The organism is Citrobacter sp. C13 (assembly GCF_014596815.2).
In the GTDB taxonomy this organism is placed as follows: domain Bacteria; phylum Pseudomonadota; class Gammaproteobacteria; order Enterobacterales; family Enterobacteriaceae; genus Citrobacter; species Citrobacter portucalensis.
This window is the reverse complement of sequence record NZ_CP115024.1, coordinates 1,735,603-1,748,468: the sequence shown is the minus strand read 5'-3', so window position 1 is coordinate 1,748,468 and position 12,866 is coordinate 1,735,603. Positions and strand designations below refer to the sequence as shown.

Here is a 12,866-nt window from a genome sequence, read left to right as displayed (position 1 = left end):
ACAATACAATGAAAAAAGTTCTGATTGCCGCGCTAATCGCAGGTTTTAGTCTTTCCGCTACCGCAGCCCAAACCATTCGTTTCGCCACCGAAGCGTCTTATCCTCCGTTTGAATCTATCGATGCGAATAACAAGATCGTAGGTTTTGACGTTGATCTGGCAAACGCGCTGTGTAAAGAGATTGACGCTACTTGTACCTTCACCAATCAGGCCTTCGACAGCCTGATTCCGAGCCTGAAATTCCGTCGTTTTGACGCGGTGATGGCCGGTATGGACATCACGCCTGAGCGTGAAAAACAGGTGCTGTTCACCACCCCTTACTACGACAACTCTGCGCTGTTTGTGGGCCAGCAGGGTAAATACACCAGCATCGACCAGCTGAAAGGTAAAAAAGTCGGCGTTCAAAACGGTACCACGCACCAGAAATTCATCATGGATAAACATCCGGAAGTGACCACTGTGCCGTATGACAGCTACCAGAATGCCAAACTCGATCTGCAAAACGGTCGTATTGACGGCGTCTTTGGTGATACCGCAGTAGTAACCGAGTGGCTGAAAGACAATCCTAAGCTTGCCGCGGTTGGTGACAAAGTCACGGATAAAGATTACTTCGGTACAGGTCTGGGCATCGCGGTACGCCAGGGCAATACCGAGCTGCAGCAGAAATTTAACGCTGCGCTGGAAAAAGTGAAGAAAGATGGGACTTACGAGACCATCTACAACAAATGGTTCCAGAAGTAATATTTGATGAATGAATTTTTTCCTTTAGCAAGCGCCGCCGGGATGACCGTCGGCCTTGCCGTTTGTGCGCTGATCATTGGCCTTGCACTCGCCATGTTTTTTGCCGTCTGGGAGTCAGTAAAATGGCGCCCGGTGGCATGGGCGGGCTCGGCCCTGGTCACCATCCTGCGCGGTCTGCCAGAAATCCTGGTGGTTCTGTTTATCTATTTCGGTTCCTCACAATTGCTGCTGACGCTGGCCGATGGCTTTACGATCAATCTCGGGTTTGTACAAATCCCGGTTCAGATGCAGATCGAAAACTTCGACGTCAGCCCGTTCCTGTGCGGTGTCATTGCACTGTCATTATTGTACGCCGCTTACGCGTCGCAAACGCTGCGTGGCGCGCTGAAGGCCGTGCCACTCGGACAATGGGAATCAGGTCAGGCGTTGGGTTTGTCTAAAGCCGCGATCTTCTTTCGTCTGGTGATGCCGCAGATGTGGCGTCATGCCTTACCGGGACTGGGTAACCAGTGGCTGGTATTGCTGAAAGATACCGCGCTGGTCAGCCTTATCAGCGTGAACGATCTGATGTTGCAAACCAAGAGTATTGCCACCCGCACCCAGGAGCCGTTTACCTGGTACATTGTGGCGGCCGCTATTTACCTGGTGATTACGCTGGTGAGTCAGTACATTCTCAAACGCATTGACCTGCGCGCGACACGTTTTGAGCGGAGACCAGGCTGATGCTTGAGTATTTACCTGAATTGTTGAAAGGGCTGCATACCAGCCTGACGCTGACGGTCGCCTCCATCGTGGTTGCTCTGGTGCTGGCGCTAATCTTCACCGTCATCCTGACGCTGAAAACGCCGGTGCTGGTGTGGCTGGTACGCGCGTATATCACGCTGTTTACCGGTACACCGCTGCTGGTGCAAATCTTCCTGATCTACTACGGACCAGGGCAGTTTCCGGCATTGCAAGAATATCCGGTACTGTGGCATCTGCTCTCTGAACCCTGGTTATGCGCCTTAATTGCGCTGTCGTTAAACAGTGCGGCCTACACTACGCAACTGTTCTATGGCGCTATTCGTGCAATCCCGGAAGGCCAGTGGCAGTCCTGCGGAGCGTTAGGGATGAGCAAAAAGGATACGCTGGCGATTCTGTTGCCGTATGCCTTTAAACGCGCCCTCTCCTCGTATTCCAACGAAGTGGTGCTGGTATTTAAAAGTACCTCACTGGCTTACACTATCACGCTGATGGAAGTCATGGGCTATAGCCAGCTGCTGTACGGTCGTACTTATGACGTTATGGTCTTCGGTGCCGCGGGTGTGATTTACCTGATCGTCAACGGCTTGCTGACGCTGATGATGCGCTTAATCGAACGTAAAGCGCTGGCGTTTGAACACCGGAATTAAGCATATGCCTGATGGCGCTACGCTTATCAGGCCTACGGTTCATGCACCTTTTGTAGGCCGGATAAGGTGCTAGCACCGCCATCCGGCAAATATGCATAAAGCAAAATAATGAAGACGGACAACAACCTAAATTGGCCGTCTTTTTTTAAACCAGCAAAAATACTTAATCATTTTTATTGCATATAAATTCATTAGATGGCATTGTTACTCCACGCCGCAGACACGGTAATAATCATAAGATTGACAGACGGGAGTTCCACCATGAAAAAGTTAGTACTGGCCGCATTACTTGCTACTTTCGCCGCTGGCGCCTCAGCTGCTGATAAAATTAGTTTCGGTGTATCAGCCACATATCCGCCATTTGAATCACTGGACGCAAGCAATAAAATTGTCGGTTTTGACATCGACCTGGCAACGGCGCTGTGCAAACAAATGCAGGCAGAATGTACTTTCACCAATCACGCTTTCGACAGCCTGATCCCCGCGCTGAAATTCAAGAAATATGATGCGGTAATTTCCGGAATGGATATCACACCTGAACGTAGCAAGCAGGTTGCATTTACTCAGCCTTACTATGCTAACTCCGCACTGGTTATTGCCAAAAAAGATACCTATAAAACCTTTGCCGATCTGAAAGGAAAACGCATCGGTATGGAAAACGGCACCACGCACCAGAAATACCTGCAGGACAAACATCCTGAAGTGAAAACCGTGGCCTACGATAGCTATCAGAATGCGATTATCGACCTGAAAAATGGCCGTATTGATGGCGTATTTGGCGATACCGCTGTGGTTAACGAATGGCTGAAAACCAACCCGCAGTTAGGCGTTGCCACTGACAAAGTAACCGATCCGCAATACTTCGGTACTGGCCTTGGCATCGCGGTTCGCCCGGATAACAAAGCCCTGCTGGAAAAACTGAACAGCGCGCTGGCGGCAATCAAAGCTGACGGCACATACCAGAAAATCAGCGATCAGTGGTTCCCGCAGTAACGTCTGCCCAATCTGAAAAGCCGCGCTCTGCGGCTTTTTTATCTCTTCGCCTGCGCTTTCAGTCAGTTCTTACGCCATAAACGCTTTCCTGGCATACACTTGTTAAAACGAAAAAAAGTGAGGCAAACGGATGATAGCGTTCCCTGCCAGTTTACTGATCCTCAATGGAAAAAGTGCTGATAATCTCCCCCTGCGTGATGCCATTGCGAAGCTTCGCGATGAAGGCGTGGAAATCCATGTTCGCGTGACCTGGGAAAAAGGCGATGCCCAACGCTACGTTGATGAAGCTCGTCAGCTAGGCGTTGCTACGGTGATAGCCGGCGGCGGTGACGGCACCATCAACGAAGTTTCGACAGCGCTGATTCAGTCGCAGGGTGGCAATATTCCAGCGCTGGGTATTTTACCGTTGGGAACGGCGAATGACTTTGCCACCAGCGTTGGTATACCCGACGACCTTGATAAGGCGTTAAAGCTGGCTATCGCTGCAAATGCGACTGCGATCGATATGGTGCAGGTCAACGATAAAACCTGTTTTATCAACATGGCGACCGGGGGATTTGGCACGCGCATCACCACCGAAACGCCGGAAAAACTCAAGGCCGCACTGGGCGGTGTATCGTATTTTATTCACGGATTAATGCGCATGGATACGCTCAAGCCCGACATCTGTGACATTCGTGGGGAGGATTTTCACTGGCAGGGTAAAGCGCTGGTGATTGGTATCGGTAACGGTCGCCAGGCCGGTGGTGGGCAACAGCTTTGCCCGACGGCGCTGATCAACGACGGCCTGCTGCAACTGCGCATTTTTACCGGCGAAGAACTACTGCCAGGACTGCTTTCGGCGTTAACGCAATCCGAAGACAACCCTAACATTATTGACGGCGCATCGTCGTGGTTTGATATCCGCGCCCCACACGAAATTACCTTTAATCTCGATGGTGAACCACTCAGCGGACAAGAGTTTCATATTGAAATCCTGCCCGCTGCGCTACGTTGCAGACTGCCGCCAGGTTGTCCGCTATTGCGCTAACCCAACGACAATCCGAGGATCAGGCAATAGTAACTTTGCTGTCCAGATAAACGTCCTGTACGGCGTTAATCAACTTAACGCCGTCGGCCATGGTTTTCTTGAACGCTTTACGCCCCAGAATCAGCCCCATACCACCCGCACGTTTGTTAATAACCGCCGTACGTACTGCATCGCTCAGGTCGGTGTCGCCGCCGGCCGCCCCGCCAGAGTTAATTAACCCGGCACGCCCCATATAACAGTTCGCCAGTTGGTAACGCACCAGGTCAATTGGATTCTCGCTGGTCAACTTGGTATAGACGCGATCATCGGTATAGCCAAAATTAACCGCTTTATACCCGCCGTTATTTTCCGCCATTTTCTGCTTAACGATATCCGCTCCGATAGTGGCAGCCAGATGGTTAGCCTGCCCGGTAAGATCGGCGGAAACATGGTAATCCACGCCATCTTTTTTAAACGCGGAGTTACGCAGATACGCCCACAGCACGGTAACCATACCCAACTCATGGGCGCGCTCAAACGCTGCTGAAATCTCTTCAATCTGGCGGCGAGATTCCTCAGAACCGAAATAGATAGTTGCCCCTACCGCAACCGCACCCATATTGAACGCCTGCTCTACGCTGGCATACAGCGTCTGGTCAAAAGTATTCGGATAGCTGAGCGTTTCGTTGTGGTTAATTTTAACGAGGAACGGGATACGGTGCGCGTAGCGGCGGGAGACAGAAGCCAGCACACCGTAAGTTGATGCCACGCAGTTGCACCCTGCTTCGATAGCCAACTCCACAATATTCTTCGGATCAAAGTACAGCGGGTTAGCGGCAAACGAAGCCCCAGCAGAATGCTCTACCCCCTGATCCACCGGTAGGATCGACAGATACCCTGTCCCGGCAAGTCGCCCCGTGTTATACAGCGTCTGCATATTACGCAGCACGGCAGGCGGCCGGTTGTTATCCACCATTACGCGATCGACGTAATCATGTCCAGGCAGGTAAAGTTGGTCAGAAGGAATGGTCATACAACGATGCTGTAAAAGGCTGTCGGCATCTTTGCCAAGCAACTGCGCAATATCAGTCATAGCTATGCTCCCGTAAGTTCCAGTTTAAAACCGGAATATGGATTGTCCTGACCCGCCTTTTTGCGGGCAGCATTAAGCCTGGTACCGACTGCACTTTTTTTCCATCTTTAGCGCACTTTTCAGCAACTTCTGCTGGCTCGATTCAGGAAAAAATAATGTTAAGACGGTCAAAGTTTAACCCCAAAGGTATTTTAAAGGTATTACTGAATGGTACTATCAGCGCGTACCTTACCTGTCATGAAGGATTTAAAGATGAAAACTACAGTTAAGCTGTCGTTCATGATGTTTGTAGAGTGGTTTATCTGGGGCGCCTGGTTTGTACCACTGTGGCTGTGGCTGAGTAAAAGTGGCTTTAGTGCCGGAGAGATCGGCTGGTCCTACGCCTGCACAGCCATTGCGGCGATCCTGTCGCCCATTCTGGTCGGTTCAATCACTGACCGCTTTTTCTCCGCGCAAAAAGTGCTGGCGGTGTTGATGTTCGTCGGCGCTATTCTGATGTACTTCGCCGCCCAGCAAACCACCTTTAGCGGATTCTTCCCTCTGTTACTGGCCTATTCGTTGACCTATATGCCGACGATTGCGCTGACCAACAGTATTGCTTTTGCCAACGTACCGGATGTTGAACGTGATTTCCCGCGCATCCGCGTGATGGGGACCATTGGCTGGATTGCCTCCGGTTTGGCCTGCGGTTTCTTACCGCAAATGCTTGGCTATAACGACATCTCACCCACCAATATTCCCCTGCTTATCACTGCCGGAAGCTCCGCATTATTAGGCGTTTTTGCCTTCTTTTTACCGGATACGCCGCCAAAAAGTACCGGCAAAATGGATTTCAAAGTTATGCTGGGTCTGGATGCGCTGATCCTGCTGCGCGATAAGAACTTCCTCGTCTTCTTCTTTTGCTCTTTCCTGTTTGCGATGCCACTGGCGTTCTATTACATCTTCGCCAACGGCTATCTGACAGAAGTCGGAATGAAAAACGCCACCGGCTGGATGACGCTGGGCCAGTTCTCTGAAATCTTCTTCATGCTGGCGCTACCGTTTTTCACCAAACGCTTTGGTATTAAAAAGGTGTTGTTGCTTGGTCTTATTACTGCGGCGATCCGCTACGGATTTTTCGTTTACGGCGGTGCGGAAGAATATTTCACTTACGCCCTGCTGTTTCTCGGCATTCTGCTGCACGGCGTCAGTTACGACTTCTATTACGTCACGGCTTACATCTATGTCGATAAAAAAGCGCCGGTCCACATGCGCACCGCAGCGCAAGGGCTTATCACCCTCTGCTGTCAGGGATTCGGCAGCCTGCTCGGTTACCGTCTGGGCGGCATGATGATGGAAAAAATGTTTGCTTATCAGGAACCGGTTAATGGTCTCACCTTTAACTGGGCTGGCATGTGGGGATTTGGCGCGGTCATGATTGCCATCATTGCCGTGTTGTTCATGATTTTCTTTCGCGAATCAGACAAAGAAATCACCGCCATTAAGGTGGACGATCGCGATATAGCGTTGAAACAAGGGGAAGTAAAATGAAAGCAGAACGTATTCTCGGTGCTCTTTATGGGCAGGCGTTAGGGGATGCGATGGGCATGCCGTCGGAACTGTGGCCAAGAACCCGGGTAAAAGCACACTTCGGTTGGATCGACCGTTTTTTGCCCGGCTCTGCGGAAAATAATGCCGCCTGCTATTTTAACCAGGCGGAGTTCACTGATGACACGTCCATGGCACTGTGTCTGGCAGATGCCCTGCTTGAGTGCGACGGCGAAATTGTGCCTGACGTTATTGGTCGCAATATTCTGGCCTGGGCCGAGCAGTTTGATGCCTTTAATAAAAACGTGCTCGGCCCGACCTCGAAAATTGCGTTGAAAGCTATTCGTGACGGTAAACCGGTCGCCGAACTGGAAAACAACGGCGTGACCAATGGCGCGGCAATGCGCGTTTCCCCGCTGGGATGCCTGCTGCCCGCTCGCAATCTTGATGCCTTTATCGATGATGTGGCATTGGCCTCCAGCCCGACGCATAAATCGGATCTGGCTATCGCGGGAGCCGTTGTCGTCGCGTGGGCGGTATCGCGCGCTATCGACGGAGGAAAATGGTCAGAGATTGTCGACGCGCTACCTGCCATTGCCCTGCATGCGCAGCAAAAACGAATCACCACTTTTAGCGCATCGCTTTGTGCACGCCTTGAACTGGCGCTAAAAATCGTCCGTAACGCCGATGGCGTCGAGTCCGCCAGCGAGCAGCTGTATCAGGTTGTAGGTGCCGGAACCAGCACCATTGAGTCCGTGCCTTGCGCCATCGCCATGGTTGAACTGGCGCAGACCGATCCTAACCGCTGCGCCATTCTGTGCGCGAACCTCGGCGGTGATACCGACACCATCGGGGCGATGGCAACCGCCATTTGTGGTGCATTACACGGCGTGAGCGCGATCAACCCAGCATTGAAGCAGGAGTTGGATGCGGTTAATCAGTTGGACTTTACCCGCTACGCCAGTGGGTTAATGCGACTGCGTGAGCAGCGGGAGGCGCTATGAGCAACACGCATCTGCAACAACTTCTCTCGCAGTTACGTACACAGCGGCCAGTAACGGTGGTGGGTGCGGCGGTGATTGATGTCATTGCCGATGCGTATGCCCTCCCCTGGCGCGGCTGTGACATCGAGCTCAAGCAGCAAGGTGTTAACGTTGGCGGCTGCGCGCTCAATATCGCCGTCACGCTTAAGCGTTTAGGTATCGATGCCTGCAATGCTCTACCGCTGGGTCAGGGAGTGTGGGCCGACATTATCCGCAACCGGATGGCAAAAGAGGGACTGCACAGCCGGATCGACGATGCCGAAGGCGATAACGGCTGGTGTCTGGCGCTGGTGGAGCCGGATGGCGAGCGTACCTTTATGTCTTTTAGCGGCGTTGAGAATCAGTGGAATGCCGCCTGGCTGGCACAGCTGGATATCCCGCGTCATAGCCTGGTGTATCTTTCGGGTTATCAGCTAGCGTCCCCGTGCGGTGAATTGCTGGTGCAGTGGCTGGAAGGTCTGGAAGAGGTGACACCGTTTATCGATTTTGGCCCGCGCATCGGCGACATTCCCGAGCCCTTACTGGCAAGAATTATGGCCTGTCGTCCGCTGGTTTCCCTCAATCGCCAGGAGGCGGAAATTGCTGCCGAGCGGTTTGCATTAAGTCAGGATGTGGAAGGTTTTGGCGCAGAATGGGTGCAGCGTTTCACCGCACCGCTGGTCGTGCGGCACGATAAAGACGGCGCATGGTATTTCAGCGCACAGACATCCGGCTGCGTACCGGCATTTGCAACGGCGGTCGTTGATACTATCGGCGCAGGTGACAGCCACGCTGGCGGCATGCTGGCTGGGCTGGCATCTGGCTGGACGCTGGCCGACTCAGTGCTGTTAGGTAACGCGGTAGCGTCCTGGGTAGTTGGGCATCGCGGCGGCGATTGCGCCCCGTCACGCGAGGAGCTACTCCTCGCATACAAAAACGTATAGATCGCTACGACAGTAACTGATGCTGTATTCAATAGGCCGTTGCTGCTGGTCAAGCGCTACCTGCTTGATCACCAGTACCGGCACTTTGCTATCCATTTGAATGTGCGCCTGGAACTCTGCGTCAGGCATTCTGGCGCTAACACGTGAGCGCGTACGCTGCGGGAAAATATGCTGGCTACGAAAATAGTCATACAGCGAAACACCGATGGCATCCACGTCATGAATTAGATGTGCGGGTACCCAGGACTCTTCAATAGAGACTGCGTCTTCGTCAACGTAACGAATGCGTTTGAGCAGGAAAACATCACTCCCTGCGACAACAGCCAACTGCTGTGCCACCTCTTCCGGGCAAGGCACAATTCTTTTGTTAACCCACAACGTATCCGGTTTTTTACCGCGCAACACCACCTGCTGAGAAAAACCGCGCGCTTCTTTAAGCGAATACTCGAAGATATTGTTAATTTGCGTTCCGTAACCGCGGGCACGTGTTACTACACCTTCTTCTTCCAGGGCCTGCATCGCCTTACGTACCGTAATCCGAGAAACGCCGGTCAACTGGCTGAGGTCGCGCTCGCCGGGCAGGATATTGCCGTGCTCCAGGATCCCACTGCGCACAGCATTCTTCACCGTCTGCGCAAATTTCATATACAGCGGCGTGTTATCCGCCGCTGAAATACGTTCATTCAGTTGTGCGATAAGCTGGGTATGCGCTTGTTCCATTTATCTTTTTCCTGGCCGCCGTTTCTGCAGCCAGTATACCCATTACCACCACGCGTGGAAATGATGGACCGGACCGATTCCTTCGCCAACTTCCAGCGTGTCGGCCTGTGCCAGCGCCGCTGAAAGCCACAGTTTGGCTTCCTGTACGGTATCGGCCCAGTTGTTATGGCGCGGACGCAGGGCTGCCAACGCCGCCGATAGCGTACAACCGGTGCCATGGGTATTTTTGGTCATCACCCTTGGTGCGGTAAAACGCTGCTCACCATCGCGAGTAAAGAGCCAGTCGGGGCTTTGTGCATCATCCAGATGACCGCCCTTCATCAACACCGCCTCGCAGCCCAACGCCCGTAGCGCCCTTCCCTGCTCTAACATCTCCTGCTCAGTCTGCGCATGCGATGCCCCAAGCAGTGCAGCAGCTTCGGGTAAATTAGGGGTGATAATCGAAACCTGCGGCAGCAAACGGGTACGCAGCGTCTCTACCGCCGAGGGAGACAGCAACGGATCGCCGCTTTTCGCCAACATCACCGTGTCCAGCACCACATTTTGTACCCGATGGCGACGTAAACGTTCGGCGACAGCTTCGACAATGTCCGTCTCCGCCAACATACCGATCTTAGTCGTATCAATACGCACATCACTCAACACCGAATCCAGCTGCGCGGCGACAAAATCAGGTTCAATACGATACACCGACTGCACCCCGCGCGTATTTTGCGCCACCAACGCCGTGATAACCGAACAGCCGTAAGCGCCCAGCGCCGAGAAGGTTTTTAAATCAGCCTGAATACCCGCGCCACCGCTAGGATCGGTTCCGGCGATCGTTAATGCGTTAATCCGTTTCATGCTTGCTCCTGGGCGTTCAGGTTATAGAGGGCGTCGAGAAATGCCGGGACAAAGCTGCCCGGTCCGTTTGATTGCTCGGTGGCGATTTGCCCGGCCTGTTTCATCCAGCTACAGGCGGAGGCGACGTTATCAAGTCTGTCACCACGTAAAGCGCAACTGGCCGCAACAACCGCTGAAAGAGCGCATCCAGTGCCCACCACGCGAGTCATCAATGGGTCACCGCCGTCAACGCGGACGGTACGCTGACCATCGGTGACGTAATCCACTTCGCCGGTAACCACGACAATGGTCCCAATCTGACGAGCCAGCGCCTGCGCTGCCGGAAGCGCAGCAACAGCCGTATCGGTTGTATCCACGCCGCGTCCACCACCGTTCATGCCGGCCAGAGCAAGTATTTCCGAAGCGTTGCCACGAATAGCAGCAGGCTGTAGTGACAATAATTCCAGGCAGAAGTGACGGCGAAACTCAAGCGCACCTATGGCAACGGGATCGAGCGTCCACGGGGTTTTAGCATGATGAGCCTGCTTAACTGCGGCACGCATCGCCGCGGCCCGTTCCCGAGTTAAGGTGCCGACATTAACCAGCAATGCACTGGCAATAGCGGCGAATTGGCTGGCTTCCTCAGGCTCGATCACCATCGCAGGCGATGCGCCCAGCGCCAGTAATGTATTGGCAGTAAAGCTTTGCACGACCTCATTGGTCATACAGTGTGTGAGCGGGGATAAGGTTCTAAATTGGTGCAAAGTGTGAGCCGCGAGTGCGCGGCTGTGCAGGTCAGGCTGCATGGTTCAGCTCCTGCCCGCGCGAAGAAGGGACACGAGCAGTGTCAGACTTCCCTACGCTGGCATTATCCAGATCAGGTGGTACGGGTATTTCTCAGCCTTCACCAGAAGGGCACCCCGAGTCGTTGAAACACAAACGTAATATGCTGGTTTCAGTAACAGGATACTGCCTGTGCTTAACGATGTAAATTGGCGCACTCCCCACTCCCGCAGTGAAACTACTGGTCAAGGTTGCTGCAATTCTGTACTTTCATTTACACTTTTTACGAAATGACTGGAGTGATCACAAAATAGTGCTTGTCAGACATCCGGTATGCCAGGAATGATACATGACTGATTTTGATGACCCGAAGAGGTAGAGAGGATGGGTATGAAGAATAAAATGTTGCTGGGTGCACTTCTGCTTGCAAGCAGCGTCGTCTGGGCCGCACCTGCTGCAACAGCTGCCCCCACCGGTATCGATAAGTATGAACTGAGCAGCTTTATTGCTGACTTCACCCATTTCAAACCCGGTGACAAGGTTCCACCACTGTATCTCACCGAAGAATACACCATTAAACAGTGGAATCTGCGCAACCTGCCCGCGCCGACGGCAGGCACCCACTGGACCTACATGGGCGGCGCGTATGTGCTGGTCAATGATGCCGATGCAAAGATCATTAAAGCCTACGATGGCGAGATTTTTTATCATCGGTGAAAAAATACGCACTCGCTCTGATGAGGGAGTGCGTAAAATACCATAGCATGATCAATCATAATCGATAACAATTTTTACACGGCTTAGTACCTGCCCGGCTTTAAATATCTTATTTCCATAAGGAGTATATTTATATTTCAGCGGTATAATCGTATTTCTGGCCACGTTTTCTTTTAAATCTCCCCATGCTATCAGATCATAACGGTTATTGCTTAAATTCACTACAGAACCATCTTTTATTAACTCAAAGCCAATATTTCCCGCGCTATCACTATTCGTATATTCATTAGGCAAAACATTACCTACAGCATTATCAGAAACGAATCTGTAATGAACAGATCTTGTGGCATAGGCCACAGTTTGGTCACAATCAATTTTTACTTCGGCATCAGCATCATGCGCAAGCCCTTTACTTACATCTCCGTAACTTATGTTGCTAACTTTAACGGTAGTATCATTAAAAGAACACGTGGTTGGAGTGTAATTAAACTTAACTCTTATATTTTGTTTTAAATTATAAGAATTCGATCCAGGACTTTCATTAAAACGCACATGATCTTTAAGAGTCACTGTATCCCCTATGTTTTTTGTTTCAGATGAAACAGGTTTATTTTTCGTTAATCTGTATTTAATTGCATAGGTTACCTTAGAATTAAGATCATCTCTTGGGAAATTAAAATAATAACGAGCAAAACCATAAAGACTATTCTCAACGCTATAAGAACCGAGTAAACTATTAACAGACAGCTGAACTTTAACATATACACCATCATTATTTCCAGTTGTTAATATCTGATAGTATTCAGAGGTGCCAGATTCTTGACTTCTGGCTGTTAACTTATAAAGTGAGCCTGGGTTAGACATTCCAAAATCACAATGATAGGTACTATTTCCTCCCGTAAAATTAAGAGGAATGTCTTCTGTTGATTGAAATGAATTAAGAGAGGCATCATTCAAATCCAACTCAATCACGTCACTTTCAGCTGTTGCACCAGTAGTACTTGGATTAAAATCCAAAAATTTAAATGAAACCGGAAAACAATTGCAGAATACTGAACTTGACATCATAACCAAAATTAATCCCAGGATAAATCTCATATCTCCT

14 protein-coding genes and 1 riboswitch are annotated in these 12,866 nt (G+C 51.4%); of the genes, 9 read left to right on the top strand and 5 right to left on the bottom strand.

What is annotated here, in order from left to right:
• Nucleotides 1-8: 8 nt before the first annotated feature.
• From artI to yegS, 5 genes are all read left to right on the top strand, one after another.
• On the top strand, nucleotides 9-740 hold the full coding sequence (artI, locus tag IB222_RS08200; RefSeq protein ID WP_003027298.1) for an arginine ABC transporter substrate-binding protein ArtI: 732 nt from the start codon (nucleotides 9-11) through the stop codon (nucleotides 738-740).
• 6 nt (nucleotides 741-746) lie between these two features.
• Nucleotides 747-1,463, top strand: a complete 717-nt coding sequence (artQ, locus tag IB222_RS08195) for an arginine ABC transporter permease ArtQ (RefSeq protein WP_003027301.1) — start codon at nucleotides 747-749, stop codon at nucleotides 1,461-1,463.
• Complete coding sequence (gene artM / locus IB222_RS08190) at nucleotides 1,463-2,131, top strand: arginine ABC transporter permease ArtM (protein WP_003840185.1); 669 nt, start codon at nucleotides 1,463-1,465, stop codon at nucleotides 2,129-2,131. Before artQ ends, artM begins: the two co-directional genes overlap by 1 nt.
• Before the next feature lie 261 nt (nucleotides 2,132-2,392).
• Nucleotides 2,393-3,124: an arginine ABC transporter substrate-binding protein ArtJ gene (gene artJ, locus IB222_RS08185; protein ID WP_003027308.1), complete on the top strand. Its 732-nt coding sequence runs from the start codon at nucleotides 2,393-2,395 to the stop codon at nucleotides 3,122-3,124.
• 130 nt (nucleotides 3,125-3,254) lie between these two features.
• Nucleotides 3,255-4,154, top strand: a complete 900-nt coding sequence (yegS, locus tag IB222_RS08180; protein WP_048215937.1) for a lipid kinase YegS — start codon at nucleotides 3,255-3,257, stop codon at nucleotides 4,152-4,154.
• A gap of 19 nt (nucleotides 4,155-4,173) precedes the next feature.
• Here the strand turns inward: yegS and fbaB are convergent, their stop codons facing one another.
• Nucleotides 4,174-5,226: a class I fructose-bisphosphate aldolase gene (gene fbaB / locus IB222_RS08175; protein WP_003834421.1), complete on the bottom strand. Its 1,053-nt coding sequence runs from the start codon at nucleotides 5,224-5,226 to the stop codon at nucleotides 4,174-4,176.
• Nucleotides 5,227-5,478: 252 nt separating this feature from the next.
• Here fbaB and IB222_RS08170 point away from each other — a divergent pair, with 252 nt between their 5' ends.
• Genes IB222_RS08170 through IB222_RS08160 form a run of 3 tightly spaced genes read left to right on the top strand, consistent with a single transcriptional unit; the run spans nucleotide 5,479 to nucleotide 8,719 of the window.
• Nucleotides 5,479-6,756: a nucleoside permease gene (locus tag IB222_RS08170; RefSeq protein WP_149384340.1), complete on the top strand. Its 1,278-nt coding sequence runs from the start codon at nucleotides 5,479-5,481 to the stop codon at nucleotides 6,754-6,756.
• On the top strand, nucleotides 6,753-7,757 hold the full coding sequence (locus IB222_RS08165) for an ADP-ribosylglycohydrolase family protein (RefSeq protein WP_149384341.1): 1,005 nt from the start codon (nucleotides 6,753-6,755) through the stop codon (nucleotides 7,755-7,757). The genes IB222_RS08170 and IB222_RS08165 overlap by 4 nt, the downstream gene beginning before the upstream one ends.
• A complete protein-coding gene (locus tag IB222_RS08160; protein ID WP_149384342.1) occupies nucleotides 7,754-8,719 on the top strand; it encodes a PfkB family carbohydrate kinase in 966 nt (321 codons plus the stop codon). Before IB222_RS08165 ends, IB222_RS08160 begins: the two co-directional genes overlap by 4 nt.
• Here IB222_RS08160 and IB222_RS08155 read toward each other — a convergent pair.
• The 3 genes from IB222_RS08155 to thiM are packed head-to-tail and all read right to left on the bottom strand — an operon-like array spanning nucleotide 8,693 to nucleotide 11,067.
• Nucleotides 8,693-9,439: a GntR family transcriptional regulator gene (locus tag IB222_RS08155; RefSeq protein WP_008785236.1), complete on the bottom strand. Its 747-nt coding sequence runs from the start codon at nucleotides 9,437-9,439 to the stop codon at nucleotides 8,693-8,695. The two genes, IB222_RS08160 and IB222_RS08155, sit on opposite strands and share 27 nt — an antisense overlap.
• A gap of 42 nt (nucleotides 9,440-9,481) precedes the next feature.
• Nucleotides 9,482-10,282 carry a bifunctional hydroxymethylpyrimidine kinase/phosphomethylpyrimidine kinase gene (gene thiD / locus IB222_RS08150; protein ID WP_003844369.1) on the bottom strand — a complete coding sequence of 267 codons (801 nt, stop codon included), beginning with the start codon at nucleotides 10,280-10,282 and terminating at the stop codon, nucleotides 9,482-9,484.
• Nucleotides 10,279-11,067 (bottom strand): hydroxyethylthiazole kinase, encoded by a 789-nt coding sequence (gene thiM, locus IB222_RS08145; protein ID WP_149384343.1) that lies wholly within the window; start codon nucleotides 11,065-11,067, stop codon nucleotides 10,279-10,281. Before thiM ends, thiD begins: the two co-directional genes overlap by 4 nt.
• 31 nt (nucleotides 11,068-11,098) lie before the next feature.
• A riboswitch (TPP riboswitch) is annotated at nucleotides 11,099-11,194 on the bottom strand.
• A 234-nt stretch (nucleotides 11,195-11,428) separates the two neighbouring features.
• Here thiM and IB222_RS08140 point away from each other — a divergent pair.
• Nucleotides 11,429-11,761: an RcnB family protein gene (locus tag IB222_RS08140; protein ID WP_003834436.1), complete on the top strand. Its 333-nt coding sequence runs from the start codon at nucleotides 11,429-11,431 to the stop codon at nucleotides 11,759-11,761.
• Nucleotides 11,762-11,812: 51 nt separating this feature from the next.
• On the opposite strand, the gene IB222_RS08135 is transcribed toward IB222_RS08140, so the two are convergent.
• The gene (locus IB222_RS08135) at nucleotides 11,813-12,859 is read right to left on the bottom strand and encodes a hypothetical protein (RefSeq protein ID WP_149384344.1); all 1,047 of its coding nucleotides are present in this window, start codon (nucleotides 12,857-12,859) and stop codon (nucleotides 11,813-11,815) included.
• Nucleotides 12,860-12,866: the final 7 nt, after the last annotated feature.

What these genes read in the sequence shown, in the direction of transcription:
- IB222_RS08170 (WP_149384340.1), top strand. Translation starts at nt 5,479, where the DNA reads ATGAAAACTACAGTTAAGCTGTCGTTCATGATGTTTGTAGAGTGGTTT.
- fbaB (WP_003834421.1), bottom strand. Translation starts at nt 5,226, where the DNA reads ATGACTGATATTGCGCAGTTGCTTGGCAAAGATGCCGACAGCCTTTTA.
- thiM (WP_149384343.1), bottom strand. Translation starts at nt 11,067, where the DNA reads ATGCAGCCTGACCTGCACAGCCGCGCACTCGCGGCTCACACTTTGCAC.
- IB222_RS08160 (WP_149384342.1), top strand. Translation starts at nt 7,754, where the DNA reads ATGAGCAACACGCATCTGCAACAACTTCTCTCGCAGTTACGTACACAG.
- IB222_RS08165 (WP_149384341.1), top strand. Translation starts at nt 6,753, where the DNA reads ATGAAAGCAGAACGTATTCTCGGTGCTCTTTATGGGCAGGCGTTAGGG.
- artQ (WP_003027301.1), top strand. Translation starts at nt 747, where the DNA reads ATGAATGAATTTTTTCCTTTAGCAAGCGCCGCCGGGATGACCGTCGGC.
- yegS (WP_048215937.1), top strand. Translation starts at nt 3,255, where the DNA reads ATGATAGCGTTCCCTGCCAGTTTACTGATCCTCAATGGAAAAAGTGCT.
- thiD (WP_003844369.1), bottom strand. Translation starts at nt 10,282, where the DNA reads ATGAAACGGATTAACGCATTAACGATCGCCGGAACCGATCCTAGCGGT.
- artM (WP_003840185.1), top strand. Translation starts at nt 1,463, where the DNA reads ATGCTTGAGTATTTACCTGAATTGTTGAAAGGGCTGCATACCAGCCTG.
- IB222_RS08140 (WP_003834436.1), top strand. Translation starts at nt 11,429, where the DNA reads ATGGGTATGAAGAATAAAATGTTGCTGGGTGCACTTCTGCTTGCAAGC.
- IB222_RS08155 (WP_008785236.1), bottom strand. Translation starts at nt 9,439, where the DNA reads ATGGAACAAGCGCATACCCAGCTTATCGCACAACTGAATGAACGTATT.
- artI (WP_003027298.1), top strand. Translation starts at nt 9, where the DNA reads ATGAAAAAAGTTCTGATTGCCGCGCTAATCGCAGGTTTTAGTCTTTCC.
- IB222_RS08135 (WP_149384344.1), bottom strand. Translation starts at nt 12,859, where the DNA reads ATGAGATTTATCCTGGGATTAATTTTGGTTATGATGTCAAGTTCAGTA.
- artJ (WP_003027308.1), top strand. Translation starts at nt 2,393, where the DNA reads ATGAAAAAGTTAGTACTGGCCGCATTACTTGCTACTTTCGCCGCTGGC.